The 12,315-nt window shown below is 70.7% G+C and carries 11 protein-coding genes; 8 read left to right on the top strand and 3 right to left on the bottom strand.

Going from position 1 to position 12,315, the window contains the following annotated elements; genetic code table 11:
* Positions 1-367: LPXTG cell wall anchor domain-containing protein (locus tag HMPREF0058_RS12500; protein ID WP_006547628.1), on the top strand; the 367-nt coding region annotated here is incomplete at its 5' end.
* A 340-nt stretch (positions 368-707) separates the two neighbouring features.
* Here the strand turns inward: HMPREF0058_RS12500 and HMPREF0058_RS00245 are convergent.
* A complete protein-coding gene (locus HMPREF0058_RS00245; RefSeq protein WP_081449119.1) occupies positions 708-1,532 on the bottom strand; it encodes a glycerophosphodiester phosphodiesterase family protein in 825 nt (274 codons plus the stop codon).
* 96 nt (positions 1,533-1,628) lie between these two features.
* On the opposite strand from HMPREF0058_RS00245, the gene HMPREF0058_RS00240 reads away from it, so the two are divergent.
* The 3 genes from HMPREF0058_RS00240 to HMPREF0058_RS00230 are packed head-to-tail and all read left to right on the top strand — an operon-like array spanning position 1,629 to position 5,594.
* Positions 1,629-3,833 carry an NAD(+) synthase gene (locus HMPREF0058_RS00240; protein WP_006547626.1) on the top strand — a complete coding sequence of 735 codons (2,205 nt, stop codon included), beginning with the start codon at positions 1,629-1,631 and terminating at the stop codon, positions 3,831-3,833.
* 10 nt (positions 3,834-3,843) lie between these two features.
* The gene (locus tag HMPREF0058_RS00235) at positions 3,844-4,776 is read left to right on the top strand and encodes an HAD family hydrolase (RefSeq protein ID WP_006547625.1); all 933 of its coding nucleotides are present in this window, start codon (positions 3,844-3,846) and stop codon (positions 4,774-4,776) included.
* Entirely contained in the window at positions 4,773-5,594 is an 822-nt protein-coding gene (locus tag HMPREF0058_RS00230) for an HAD family hydrolase (RefSeq protein WP_081449118.1), read from the top strand. Before HMPREF0058_RS00235 ends, HMPREF0058_RS00230 begins: the two co-directional genes overlap by 4 nt.
* Positions 5,595-5,630: 36 nt before the next feature.
* Here the strand turns inward: HMPREF0058_RS00230 and HMPREF0058_RS00225 are convergent, their stop codons facing one another.
* Entirely contained in the window at positions 5,631-6,080 is a 450-nt protein-coding gene (locus tag HMPREF0058_RS00225) for a GNAT family N-acetyltransferase (RefSeq protein WP_006547623.1), read from the bottom strand.
* A gap of 245 nt (positions 6,081-6,325) precedes the next feature.
* On the opposite strand from HMPREF0058_RS00225, the gene HMPREF0058_RS00220 reads away from it, so the two are divergent.
* Positions 6,326-7,705, top strand: coding sequence for a PAS domain-containing protein (locus tag HMPREF0058_RS00220; RefSeq protein ID WP_006547622.1), 1,380 nt, complete (start codon positions 6,326-6,328; stop codon positions 7,703-7,705).
* Positions 7,706-7,756: 51 nt separating this feature from the next.
* Here HMPREF0058_RS00220 and HMPREF0058_RS00215 read toward each other — a convergent pair whose 3' ends face one another.
* Positions 7,757-8,989 (bottom strand): methyltransferase domain-containing protein, encoded by a 1,233-nt coding sequence (locus HMPREF0058_RS00215; RefSeq protein ID WP_006547621.1) that lies wholly within the window; start codon positions 8,987-8,989, stop codon positions 7,757-7,759.
* Positions 8,990-9,023: 34 nt separating this feature from the next.
* Here HMPREF0058_RS00215 and ispF point away from each other — a divergent pair, with 34 nt between their 5' ends.
* From ispF to rlmB, 3 genes are all read left to right on the top strand, one after another.
* A complete protein-coding gene (gene ispF / locus HMPREF0058_RS00210) occupies positions 9,024-9,542 on the top strand; it encodes a 2-C-methyl-D-erythritol 2,4-cyclodiphosphate synthase (RefSeq protein ID WP_006547620.1) in 519 nt (172 codons plus the stop codon).
* A gap of 152 nt (positions 9,543-9,694) precedes the next feature.
* The gene (gene cysS / locus HMPREF0058_RS00205; protein ID WP_006547619.1) at positions 9,695-11,185 is read left to right on the top strand and encodes a cysteine--tRNA ligase; all 1,491 of its coding nucleotides are present in this window, start codon (positions 9,695-9,697) and stop codon (positions 11,183-11,185) included.
* Between the two features lie 100 nt (positions 11,186-11,285).
* On the top strand, positions 11,286-12,278 hold the full coding sequence (rlmB, locus tag HMPREF0058_RS00200; RefSeq protein WP_006547618.1) for a 23S rRNA (guanosine(2251)-2'-O)-methyltransferase RlmB: 993 nt from the start codon (positions 11,286-11,288) through the stop codon (positions 12,276-12,278).
* Positions 12,279-12,315: the final 37 nt, after the last annotated feature.

The raw sequence follows: 12,315 nt of genomic DNA, 5'->3' as shown, positions 1-12,315 counted from the left end.
CGACGGTGACGGCATCAGCGACGGCAACGAGGTCTCTGGCAAGGACAACCCGTTCCAGGACGGCAAGCACGACCCGAACGGCGAGCCCGGCAACACTGACCCGCTCAACCCCGACACTGACGGCGATGGCATCAGCGACGGCGACGAGGTCAAGAACGGGACTGACCCGCTTGTGCCGAACGCGGGTGGCAAGCCCTCCACGCAGCCGGCTGACCAGGGATCTCAGAAGTTTTCTGGCAAGACGGCCTCGGTGAAGAAGTCGCTGGCGAAGACTGGTGCTGCTGTGGGTCTGACTGCTGTGGTGGCCGCTGGTCTGGCTGGTCTGGGTGGCCTCCTGGTGCGTCGTCGTCGCACTGATGAGGACTGAGACCCTGGCTGGGTTGAGCAGTGACTGACTGTCTGGCCGATGGCCTGAGTCGGTCCTGATGAAGGTGGCCCTGGGAGCACACGCTCCCAGGGCCACCCCCTCTTTGCTCGTGGGGCTCGAAGGTTCGAAGGTCCGAACCAGAGAACCTTTGAGTACAGCAGTCGCACAGATAAAACCTGTAGAAAACACAGGCGTGGCCCAGTGCTATGCACTGGGCCACGGTCGGTATCGGAGGCGCGGTCCCTGAAACGCGTCATCTCCGAACGCGGCAGCAGGTCATCGGGGTCCCTGATCCCCTCGTGCTAGACGCGGTCCGACATTTCTATGGTACAGGTAAGAACTACCTTTCTCCGGCCAGTGGTCCTAGCCGGTGCACCCGGTCCGTGAAGATCCCGCTCACGCCCCACGAGAACAGCTCCTCGGCGCGCTCGTAGGAGTTCACGGTCCACACGTTGACTCCGTAGCCCAGCTCCCTGATCTCCTCGACCCGGCTACGTTCCAGGCCCTCGTCGCCAGGATTGACCGCGATCGCTCCGAGATTCTCCACGTAGGAGCGCCAGTCATCACCCAGCATGCGTGAGTCAGTCAGCAGCGCCAGGTCCGTGCCCTCTCGTCGCACCCGCATCCGCTCCAGCAGCAGCGGGTTGAAGGAGGAGACGAGGACCTCCTTCCCGCCTCGCTCGGCATGAGCGTCAAGCAGCTCAGCCACGCCGTCGGCCAGCCTCCGGCACGCCTGGGCTCCAGCCTCGCAGGACTTCAGCTCGACGTTGACGTTCATCCCGGTCTGCGCCACCACGTCCAGGGCCGCTCGGAGAGTCGGCAGGCTCTCGCCGGCATAGGGGTGGGCGCCCTCGGCGTCTGCGAACCAGGATCCCGCATCAACCTGCGCCAGGTCGGCAGCGGTGAGGTCGTAGTACGAGCCCGAGCGGTTCGTGGTGCGGTCCAGGCGCGAGTCGTGGATGACGATGACGGTCCCGTCGCTGATGACGTCGACGTCTAGCTCGATCCACGCAGCACCTTCGGCTGCCGCCCGGCGGAAGGCCGCCAACGTGTTCTCCGGAGCCAGCGCCGAGGCGCCGCGGTGGGCGAAGACGGTGCGTGCGCCTCCAGGGACGGGAGAAGGACTGGCAAGGGCAGGGTAAGCGCGTGGCGTTGGTGCGGACATGGCGGGATTGTCCCACCGACCGGTAGCCGGCAGGTGACCAATCGCTGTCAGTCAGGTGATCGACGCCGTCGGCCCGGCTCATGGGAGGATCGGGGTATGTCGAGCGACCTGGCACCCTCCACCCAGCCACCTGCCCCCACGACCGAGGCTGACGCGAATCTCGAACCGACCCTGGTCTTCCGCTCCGCTTACGATCAGGGCTTTGCGCGCGTGGCCGCCGTGACGCTGCCGGTGCATCTGGCCGATCCCGCGGCCAACGCCCGCGCCATGATCGAGCAGGCGCGCGCGCTGGACGGCGAGGGAGTCTGCCTGGTCGCCTTCCCGGAGCTGAGCCTGACCGGCTACTCAGTGGACGACCTCTTCCTGTCCGACGTCCTGGCCACCGCCGTCCTTGAGGCTATCGAGCAGATCCGTGCTGCCAGCGCCGAGCTTCTGCCGGCGCTCGTCATCGGCGCCCCGCTGCGCGTGGGCACACGGCTGTACAACTGTGCCGTCGTCATCCAGGGCGGCCGGGTCCTGGGCATCGCGCCGAAGTCCTACCTGCCCACCTACCGCGAGTTCTACGAGGGCCGGTACTTCGCCTGTGGGACCGAGATCGGCGTCGAGCACCTCACGCTGCCCGGCGTGAGGGACGACGCCGCCCCCTCCTCCGCCCCGCAGCCTGCCTCGGCCGGTGCTGCGCAGCAGGCGGCAGGTCGCGGTGCCTGCGTGCCCTTCGGTGCGGACCTGCTCTTCGAGGTCCCAGACGTGCCGGGCCTGACCTTCCACGTCGAGGTCTGTGAGGACATGTGGGTCCCAGTGCCCCCCTCCTCGCTGGCCGCGCTGGCCGGCGCCTGCGTCCTGGTCAACATCTCCGGCTCGCCCATCACGGTTGGCCGGGCCGAGGACCGCGAGCTGCTGGCCCGCGCCTCCTCCGCCCGGAACCTGGCTGCCTACGTCTACGCCGCCGCCGGCCAGGGGGAGTCCTCCACGGACCTGGCCTGGGACGGGCAGACCTTCGTCTACGAGTGTGGGCAGCTGCTGGGCTCCACCGAGCGCTTCCCGGACGGCCCGCGCGCCACGGTGGTCGACGTCGACATCGAGTCCTTGGCAGCCGAGCGCCTGCGCCAGGGCACCTTCGATGACAACCGCGCCGCGCTGCTCACTGACGCCTCCTTCCGGCGTATCCCGGTCCCCGGACTGCGCGCCCCGCGCACCGACATCGGGCTGCGCCGCGCCGTGGACCGCTTCCCCTTTGTCCCGGACGACCCTGCCCGCCTGGCCCAGGACTGCTACGAGGCCTACAACATCCAGGTCGCGGCCCTGGTCCAGCGTATGCAGGCCATCGGCCTGCCCACGATCGTCATCGGCGTGTCCGGCGGGCTGGACTCCACCCACGCCCTCATCGTCGCCGCCCGGGCGGTGGACCGCCTGGGTCTGGGGCGCGAGCACATCCACGCCATCACCATGCCGGGCTTCGCCACCTCCGAGCACACCAAGTCCAATGCCCTGGCCCTGGCCCGGGCTCTGGGCTGCCACGTCGAGGAGCTGGACATCCGTCCCGCCGCCACCCAGATGCTCACTGAGATGGGTCACCCCTACGGCCGCGGCGAGCGGGGCCGGGAGGTCTATGACGTCACCTTTGAGAACGTCCAGGCGGGCCTGCGCACTGACTTCCTCTTCCGTATCGCGGGCCAGCGCGGCGGGATCGTGCTGGGTACGGGGGACCTGTCCGAGCTGGCCCTGGGCTGGTGCACCTTCGGTGTGGGCGACCAGATGAGCCACTACAACGTCAACGCCGGTATCCCCAAGACCCTCATCCAGCACCTCATCCGATGGGTGGTCTCCGAGAAGCTCTTCTCTGACGACGCCGGCCGGGTTCTGCTGTCCATCCTGGACACCGAGATCAGCCCCGAGCTGGTCCCGGCCGCTGACGGTGAGCCGATCCAGTCCACCCAGGCCAAGATCGGCCCCTACGCCCTGCAGGACTTCACCTTGTGGCACGTGTTGCGCCGCGGGGCCCGCCCCTCCAAGATCGCCTTCCTCGCGGAGAAGGCCTGGGCGGACGCCTCGACCGGCCTGTGGCCCGAGGGCCTGCCCGAGGAGGACCGGGTCTCCTATGACCTGGCCACCATTCGCCGCTGGGAGCTGCTGTTCCTGCGCCGATTCTTCGCCAACCAGTTCAAGCGCTCCACCTTGCCCAACGGCCCGAAGGTTGTGGCCGGGGGCTCGCTGTCCCCGCGCGGGGACTGGCGCATGCCCTCTGACGCCTCGTCCGCGGCCTGGATCGCCGAGCTGACCCGCAACGTCCCTGAGGCCTAAGGAGCACGCGATGACGGCAACACACCACGCCAGCGCCTCGCAGCCGCCGCAGGAGACAGCCTCCCTGCCCCCGGTGCGGCTGCTGTCCACGGACCTGGACGGCACGATCATCTTTGACGGCCGTGTGCGCCCCGAGGACGCCAAGGCGATGCGCCGCTGGCGCGAGGCTGGCCACTTGCTGGTCATGAACACCGGCCGCTCCAACTCCGCCCTGGCCTCCGCCCTGGACGGCTTCGGGGTCGACTACGACTACGCGGTGCTCTACACCGGCGCCGTCCTGCTGGACCAGGCCGGGACCGTGCTGCGCGCCCGTACCCTGCCTGACGGCGTCGTCGAGGAGGTCCTGGAGACCCTGTCCGCCGAGGACCCCATCACGATCTTCGCCACCACCCTGGACGGCGACCTCCAGCTTCACGACACCATCGGCTCAGGCTCCGAGCTCCTCACGCTCTTCGCCAAGGGCACGACGGCGGACCTGGCCGGCCGCGCCGTGGTCGGCATCCCCCTGCACCTGGGACGGCCGCAGGAGGGCGAGCACATCCTGGCCACGGTGCGCCAGCGCTGGGGCCAGGTGCTCGACGGCGCCCGCAACCAGGACTTCCTTGACCTCATCCCCGCCGGAGCGAGCAAGGGTGCGGGGCTCACCGAGCTGGTCGAGCTGCTCACGGCTCCCGGCGGCGCCTACGAAGGGCGCGAGATCCTCACCTACACGGTGGGAGACTCCTGGAACGACATCCCCATGCACGAGGTGGCTGACTGCGCCGTCGCTATGGGCGGGGCCCCTGACGACGTCGTGGCGGCCTGCGACGTCACGACCCCCTCCGTAGCGGCCCTGGTGGACTGGGTCCTGGCCCACGAGCAGGACGGTGAGGCTGCCTCGGCGCGCTGGAGGACGGACTTGGGCGAGAACGCCTGGCCGCTGGACCTGGGAGCACGCCGATGAGTCACCCCATGCTGCTGGTCACCGACCTGGACGGCACGCTCGTGCGCGAGCGGGACGTCGATCCTCGTGACGCGCGGGCCCTGCTGCGCTGGCAGGAGGCGGGCAACCTCCTGGCCGTGGCCACCGGACGCTCAGTGACGCTGGCGCGTCTGGCCGTGGCTGACGCTTCCGCGGCTGCCGAGGTGGCGCTGCGCCCCGACTTCGTCATCTGCGCCTCGGGAACCACCCTCCTGGACGCTGATGGCCAGGTGCTGCGTAGCCAGACGATCCCGCCCCGGGAGGTGACCCGGGCGGTGGAGTACCTGTCGACGCGCCAGGACTGCGCTGTCGTCGTCACGACCCTGGAGGGCGACTACCTCCTGCACAACCCCTTCGCTGGGCGTGAGGACTCCTTCAACCGCTTTGCCGCCAGCTTCTACACCACGATCCCTGCCCAGGACGCCGCGGGGCTGGCGGTGACCTCCATGCCTGTGCGCGTGCCGGATGATGCTCTGGCCGACGCGCTGGCAGCCGAGCTGGAGCGGCGCAGCGGCGGGGCGATCAGCGTGCCGCGCTCGATCCAGTACCTGGACCTGGTGCCCGCCGGCCAGGACAAGGGCGCGGCGGTACGCCATCTGCGCCAGGTCCTGGCGGAGCGCGGCGTCACGCTCTCGCGCACGGTTGCGGTGGGCGACTCCTGGAATGACATCCCCATGTTCGCCGTCGCTGACCACGCCTATGCCATGGCCGACGGCGCCGCGGGCGCCCGGCGGGCCGCGCTGGAGGGCGGCGGGTCGCTGACGCAGGGGCTGGCCGACGTCGTCGACCGTGAGCTGTGAGGCCGGGGTACGGCGGGCAGCGGGCGGCCGTGGCCCCTACTTGCCGGTGAAGCGGTAGACGTTGGTCTCGCGCAGCTCGAAGCCGGCGCGGCGGTAGAGCCGGTTGGCGGCCTCACGCGAGGGGCGGGAGGTCAGGTCCACGGTGCGCGCGCCCAGCTCGCCGGCGTGGGCGACGGCAGCCTCAACCAGTGCTCGCCCGGCGCCCTGGCCGCGGGCCTGAGAGTCGACGACGACGTCCTCGACCCAGGCGCGCAGGCCGGTGGGGATGGAGAAGGTTGCCAGCGTCAGCATGCCCAGGATCGGGTAGGTGCCGTCCTCGGCGCGCTTGGCCGGGCGGAAGACGAAGAGGTAGACGCCCTCCTGCGCGATGAACTCCTCGCACTGCTCAGGCGTCAGCGGCGCCGCCGAGCGCGAGAGCTGGGGAATGAGGCGCTCCATGGCCTCGACGATCTCAGGGCTGGACTCGGTGACGATCTCGACGGTCATGGTCTCTGCCTCTCCTTAGCGTCCCTGCGGTCAGGTGCGTGTCATCGGTCTGGGTGCAGGACGAGCCTAGCCTCCGCTCCACCAATTCTCGGCGCACCCGGGCAAGTGCGAGTAACCTCGGCCACAGGTCCAACGTCCTAGGGTTCCTGCAGGGGCACATCGCTGCGGGAGCGGGCGGCGCGCGTCGGCCGCATGGCCCTGGGCGCTCGCGGGACGATCTACCCCTTGCTACTGGAAGGCTCTTGATGACTGAGACTGCTGCCCTGCACCCCGCAGGAACCGAGCGCACCTATGCTGCCGAGGAGCTCTTCTTCTCCACCACGGACGCTGCCGGCCGCATCCGCCGCGCCAACTCCACCTTCATGCGTCTGGCGGGTTACCCCCGTGGCGCCCTGGTGGGCAAGCCGCACAACGTCGTGCGTCACGAGGTCATGCCGGCCGGCGTCTTCCGTTTGGTGTGGAACGCGATCCAGGACGGCAAGGCAGCCAGCGCCTACATCACGAACAAGGCCTCGGACGGCAACTACTACCGTGTCTTCGCCACCATCGTCCCCTCCGGGGACGGGTACCTGTCTGTGCGCACCCTTCCCATGCTCACCGAGCTGCGGGACAAGGTGGAGGCCGCCTACGCCCGGGTGCTGGAGGTCGAGCAGGCCTCCGCCCAGGCCGGTTCCCCGGCACGTGAGGTCGCCGCGGCGGGGGAGGCCGCGCTGCTGGCCGAGCTGAAGGAGCTGGGGTACGCCGACGCCGTTGAGTTCACCCGTCAGACCCTCACCGCCGAGGTCGCCGCGCTGGTGGCCAGCGGCGTCGACATCCCCGAGCGTCCGGACGCTGAGGGCGCGGTGGCCACGGTCCTGGCGCAGATGAACGCCATCGAGTCGGCCACCGGCGGGCTGGTGGGCCTGTTGGACGAGTGCGCCCGCCTCGTCACGCTCCTGGGGCGCCGGGCTGAGGAGATCGGGGCCCTGTCCACGCGCCTGAGCCAGCTGCGCGAGGACCTGCGCCTGGCCGCGGACGACGTCGACCGCCTGGGCGCGGGCCAGGAGGCGGACGAGGTGCGTGAGCGCTACCAGGAGGTGGACGCCCTGGTCCTGGAGTGCTTTGAGCAGCTACGCCCCCTGGCCGGGCAGGTCGAGGAGCTGGGACGGGACACGGACTCCGTGCGCTTCGCGATCGCGCTGCTGCGCCTGCACAACCTGGCGGCCGGCTTCTTCGCCCTCCAGCTCCTGGACGGCGAGGACGCCCTGGACGCCAATGACGCCGTCGGCTCCCTGCACGAGCTCACCCAGGCCCTGCACGAGGGTGCGGCCTCCCTGGCGCAGCGCCTGTCTCTGTACCGGGCGCGTGCTGAGCTCGTGGGCGGGGAGCTCGACGTCGTCGCCCGAGCACTGACGGACACGCACCGCCCGCTCATTGACCTGCTGGGCGCGGCCTCGGACGCGGGGGCCGCGAACGAGACCTCGGTGCGCCAGGCCCGCTCCCTGGTGCGTGACGGCTTCCCGGAGGCCCGGGACCTGGCGGATCTGGCTGACGCGGTGCGGGACCTGGAGGTGCCGGACCTGACCGAGACCATCGACTCCTGCCTGGCCAAGGTGCGCACCGCCCTGGCTGAGCTGAGCGCCTAGGGCTTGGGAACGCGCTGAGGGCCTGGGCGAGCGTAGGGTCTGGGGCCTCGCCTAGGCGCTGGGGGAGCGACGCAGCTCGATCAGGACCTCGGCGTGGTCGGTGTGCGGGAACATGTCGAACAGCTGGGCTCGCACGGCCGTGTAGGAGCTCATCGCCTCCAGGTCGCGGGCCAGGGAGGCCGGGTTGCATGAGGAGTACAGGACCCGCTCCACTCCTGCGGACTCGATCCGCGCGGCCAGGTCCTGCCCGATCCCGCGCCGGGGCGGGTTGAGGACCAGCAGGTCCGGGACCGCGCCGGCGCCAGGGTCCAGCACCCGTGCGTCACCTGCCTCAAAGCGCGCCGCCTGCGCATCGAGCCCCATGAGCCGAGCCGCCTGGCGGGCGCCGTCGATCGCCGGGGCGGAGACCTCCACACCCAGCACCTGGCGGCCTGGGCCCGCCAGAGCCAGGGCGAAGCCTCCCACGCCGCAGAACAGGTCCCACACCTGGGCCGGCCGGCTGCCGGTGTCCAGGTCCCCGGCCCAGCGTGCGGCCGTGGCGTAGAGCTGCTCGGCTACCGCGGTGTTGGTCTGGAAGAAGGACTGCGTGGGCAGCAAGAGCGGCAGGTCCCGGTGGTCCGCGCTAGGACCTGCCTGCTCGGGCAGCTCCAGCCGCATGAGCAGACGGTCGCCGCCTGGCTCTGTGGTCAGGACGATCTCCTCCTCGCCCTCGATGATCGCCTGGTGCACGGGCTGGAGGTTGACGCTCATGACCGCTAAGGTCTCCAGCTCCTCGCGCAGACGGGGCAGCTCATCGCGCAGCACCTCCAGGTGACGGCGCGAGCGCAGGACCCAGCGCACCATGAGGTCGCCGTCGGGAGAGGCGGTGACCAGGAGGTGCTTGAGCTCGCCGCGGCGCGCGGAGACGTCATAGGGCACCAGGCCGAGCCGGGTGACGGTGCGCGCGAGCACCGGCAGCGCCTCTTCGATGGCCTCAACGTGGAGCGGGCAGGCGCGCAGGTCGATGCCGCGGCCCTGCGGCCCCAGGATCCCCAGAACAGGAGCCTGGACGGTTCCGGAGACCACCATCTTGGCCTTGTTGCGGAATCGCGACGCGGCGCTGGCCACCGGCTCCTGCCAGACCTGCGGACTGAGCGCAGCGGCGCCGTCGGCCAGCAGCGCGGCCACGCGAGCCTGCTTGAGCGCCAGCTGCTCGGCCAGAGGCAGGTCCTGGTGCGGGCACGAGTGGCAGGTGCCCGCACGGTGCCGCTGGCAGAAGGCGGCGCTCGGCCCGGTCGCAGTCATGGGGCCATTGTGCTGCCTCGGGCACACTAGACCCATGACGCACGCACCTGCCCTCCTTCCTCGCACCGGGATCGGCACCGATGTCCACGCCTTCGCCGCGGCCGACTCCGGCACCCCGATGCACCTGGCCTGCCTGTCCTGGCCCGGCGAGATCGGTCTGGAAGGGCACTCCGACGGCGACGTCGTCGCCCACGCCTGCTGCGACGCCCTGTTCTCCGCGGCGGGGCTGGGGGACCTCGGCTCGAACTTCGGGACCGCGCAGCCGCAGTGGAAGGGGGCTGCGGGCGCGACGCTTCTGGCCGAGGCCGCTCGGCGCGTGCGGGAAGCCGGATTTGAGATCGGCAACGTAGCCGTCCAGCTGGTGGGGGCGCGCCCCCGCGTGGCCGGCAGGATGAGTGAGGCCAGCCAGGCTCTGAGTCAGGCCGCCGGAGCGCCTGTCTCCTTCAGCGCCACCACCACCGACCACCTGGGATTCCTCGGACGTGAGGAGGGGCTGCTCGCCATCGCCTCGGCCCTGGTCTACCCGGCGGCGACGGCGACCCCCGGCGCCTAGGCGCGGTCCTGGCGGTCGGCAGGGCTGGAGAGGCTCCGGCGCGGCTGGAGGGTCCTGGCTCGGGTGGCGATGGCTCCGGAGCGGCTGGAGGAGCCGAGACCAGCTGGTGGGCCGGGCCAGCCCCTACTTGCTCGGACCGATACCCTGGTGCGGTGACTACCGACACCGCTCCTGCCCTGCGCCTGTATGACTCCGCGGCGCGCGCCGTCGTCCCGCTGGCGCCCACCGTCACGCCCGGCACGGTGGCGATCTACCTGTGTGGTGCCACGGTTCAGGGTTCACCGCACATTGGGCATATGCGTTCGGGAATCGCCTTCGACGTCCTGCGTCGCTGGCTGGAGCGCTGCGGGCAGCATGTCCTGCTGGTTCGTAACGTCACGGACATTGATGACAAGATCCTGGCCAAGTCCGCCGCCGCCACGCCGCCCGTACCCTGGTGGGCCTGGGCCCAGCGTTTTGAGCGCGAGTTTGACGCCGCCTACCGCGCCTTGGGGGTCACCCCTCCCACCTACGAGCCGCGCGCGACCGGCCACGTGCCCCAGATGATTGATCTCATCCAGCGTCTGCTCGACGCCGGGCACGCCTACGTCGGTGAGGCCGGCAACGTCTACTTCGACGTGCGCTCCCTGCCCGACTACGGGTCACTGACCAACCAGCGGGTGGACGACCTGGCCACCACCGAGGACGAGTCCCAGCTGGACGAGGACGTCGAGGCGGACAAGCGCGACCCGCGCGACTTCGCCCTGTGGAAGAAGGCCAAGCCCGGCGAGCCCGCCGATGCCGCCTGGGACACGCCCTGGGGCCGTGGCCGGCCTGGCTGGCACCTGGAGTGCTCGGCCATGAGCCGGCGATACCTGGGGGAGTCCTTTGACATCCACGGCGGCGGCATCGACCTGCGCTTCCCCCACCACGAGAACGAGCAGGCCCAGTCTCACGGTGCCGGCTGGGGATTCGCCCGCCGCTGGGTCCACAACGCCTGGGTCACGGTCAAGGGCGAGAAGATGAGCAAGTCGCTGGGCAACTCCCTGGTGGTGGCCGAGCTGCTCAAGTCCTACGACCCTGCCGTCCTGCGCCTGGCGCTGGGGACGGTCCACTACCGCTCGACGGTTGAGTTCTCTGAGGAGACCCTCGACTCCGCCGCCGCCCTGTGGGAGCGCCTGGCCGGGGCCGTTACCCGTGCCGCGGAGGTGAGCGACGACGTCGACGCCCCCGGCGAGCAGCTGCGCGAACGTGCGCTGCCGGCCGAGTACGTGGCCGCCATGGATGATGACCTTAACCTTGCCGGCGCCATGGCAGTGGTCCACGCGACCCTCAAGCGCCTCAACACCGCGCTCGCGGCCTCGGCCGTGGACGCGACCGAGGTAGGCGAGGCGGCGCTGGACCTGCGCGCCGAGCTTGACGTCATGGGGCTGGACCCGTTGGCCGAGCCCTGGCGCTCGCGGGTGCTGGGGGCGGGCGCGGCCGGAGGGTCGGACGCCGCGATGTCCGCGCTCGACCACCTCGTGACCGCCCTCATCGAGGACCGTGCTGCAGCCCGCGCTGCGAAGGACTGGGCCCGCGCTGACGCCCTGCGTGATCAGCTCACCGCGGCCGGCGTCGTGGTCGAGGACGGAGCCGACGGCGCTCGCTGGCACCTGGCGTAGCCCACCGGCCACCTAGCACCACCCTGGCTACGGGGCGCCGTCGTCCCGTAGCGTCACCGCTTCAGCCGGCTAGCCGACCGGCACAGAAAGGACCGAGACCATGCCTGGAAACGAGCAGTACCCCGGAGCCCGGCGCCGCCCCGGATCCAAGAAGGGACCGACCAAGGGCTCAGGGGGAAACCGCCGCCAGGGCCTGGAGGGGCGTGGCCCTACGCCCAAGGCCGAGGACCGCGTAGGCCACCCCAAGGCTCGCGCCAAGGCGAGGGCCGAGGCTCGCGCGGCCCAGCCCACGCGCACCAAGCAGCTGGAGAAGATCCGGCGGCGCTTCGATGTGCCCGAGGGCTACGAGATCGTGTGCGGGCGCAACGCCGTGGCGGAGGCCGCGCGCGCTGGAGTCCCGATCAGCCGCGTCTTCATGGCGGTCTCGGCCGAGTCAGACGATCGCCTGGGCGCGGTGGTGCGTCGCGCGACCCTCATCGGCTGCCCGGTCCTGGAGACCACGAAGCTGGACCTGGAGGCCCTGACCGACGGCGCCGTCCACCAGGGGGTGGCCATCGAGGTACCGGCCTACGGGTATACCAGCGCGCTTGACCTGCTGGACCGCGCCCGCGCGGTGGGGCACACGCCGCTGCTGGTGGCGCTGGACCAGGTCACGGACCCGCACAACCTTGGCGCCGTGCTGCGCTCGACCGGTGCCTTTGGTGGCGACGGCGTCATCATCCCCGAGCGGCGCTCGGTAGGTGTCAACGCCACCGTTTGGAAGGTCTCGGCCGGGGCTGCCGCGCGTGTGCCGGTGGCGCGGGAGACCAACCTCGTGCGCACCCTGGAGACGCTGAAGAAGGAGGGCTGCTTCGTCGTCGGGCTCGACGGCGGGGGTGAGACCCTCATGGAGGATCTCAGCCTTGCGGACTCTCCCCTCGTGCTGGTGACCGGCGCCGAGGGGGCCGGCCTGTCCCGGCTCGTGCGCGAGACCTGCGACGTGATCGCCTCGATCCCGATCTCCCAGACCGTGGAGTCCCTCAACGCCGCTGTCGCCACCGGAATCAGCCTCTACGAGGTTGATCGGCTGCGTCGCGCGGCGGCCAAGGCCTGAGGTGCTTGCCCCGGGCGCGTGCCGCGCTGCGGGCTCC

Origin of the sequence: Actinomyces urogenitalis DSM 15434 (genome assembly GCF_000159035.1) — a bacterium.
GTDB lineage: Bacteria > Actinomycetota > Actinomycetes > Actinomycetales > Actinomycetaceae > Actinomyces > Actinomyces urogenitalis.
This window is presented reverse-complemented; position numbering and strand designations above follow the sequence as displayed.

Excerpts from the sequence above, each read along its gene's own strand:
- HMPREF0058_RS00245 (WP_081449119.1), bottom strand. The coding sequence starts at position 1,532 with ATGTCCGCACCAACGCCACGCGCTTACCCTGCCCTTGCCAGTCCTTCT.
- HMPREF0058_RS00240 (WP_006547626.1), top strand. The coding sequence starts at position 1,629 with ATGTCGAGCGACCTGGCACCCTCCACCCAGCCACCTGCCCCCACGACC.
- HMPREF0058_RS00235 (WP_006547625.1), top strand. The coding sequence starts at position 3,844 with ATGACGGCAACACACCACGCCAGCGCCTCGCAGCCGCCGCAGGAGACA.
- HMPREF0058_RS00230 (WP_081449118.1), top strand. The coding sequence starts at position 4,773 with ATGAGTCACCCCATGCTGCTGGTCACCGACCTGGACGGCACGCTCGTG.
- HMPREF0058_RS00225 (WP_006547623.1), bottom strand. The coding sequence starts at position 6,080 with ATGACCGTCGAGATCGTCACCGAGTCCAGCCCTGAGATCGTCGAGGCC.
- HMPREF0058_RS00220 (WP_006547622.1), top strand. The coding sequence starts at position 6,326 with ATGACTGAGACTGCTGCCCTGCACCCCGCAGGAACCGAGCGCACCTAT.
- HMPREF0058_RS00215 (WP_006547621.1), bottom strand. The coding sequence starts at position 8,989 with ATGACTGCGACCGGGCCGAGCGCCGCCTTCTGCCAGCGGCACCGTGCG.
- ispF (WP_006547620.1), top strand. The coding sequence starts at position 9,024 with ATGACGCACGCACCTGCCCTCCTTCCTCGCACCGGGATCGGCACCGAT.
- rlmB (WP_006547618.1), top strand. The coding sequence starts at position 11,286 with ATGCCTGGAAACGAGCAGTACCCCGGAGCCCGGCGCCGCCCCGGATCC.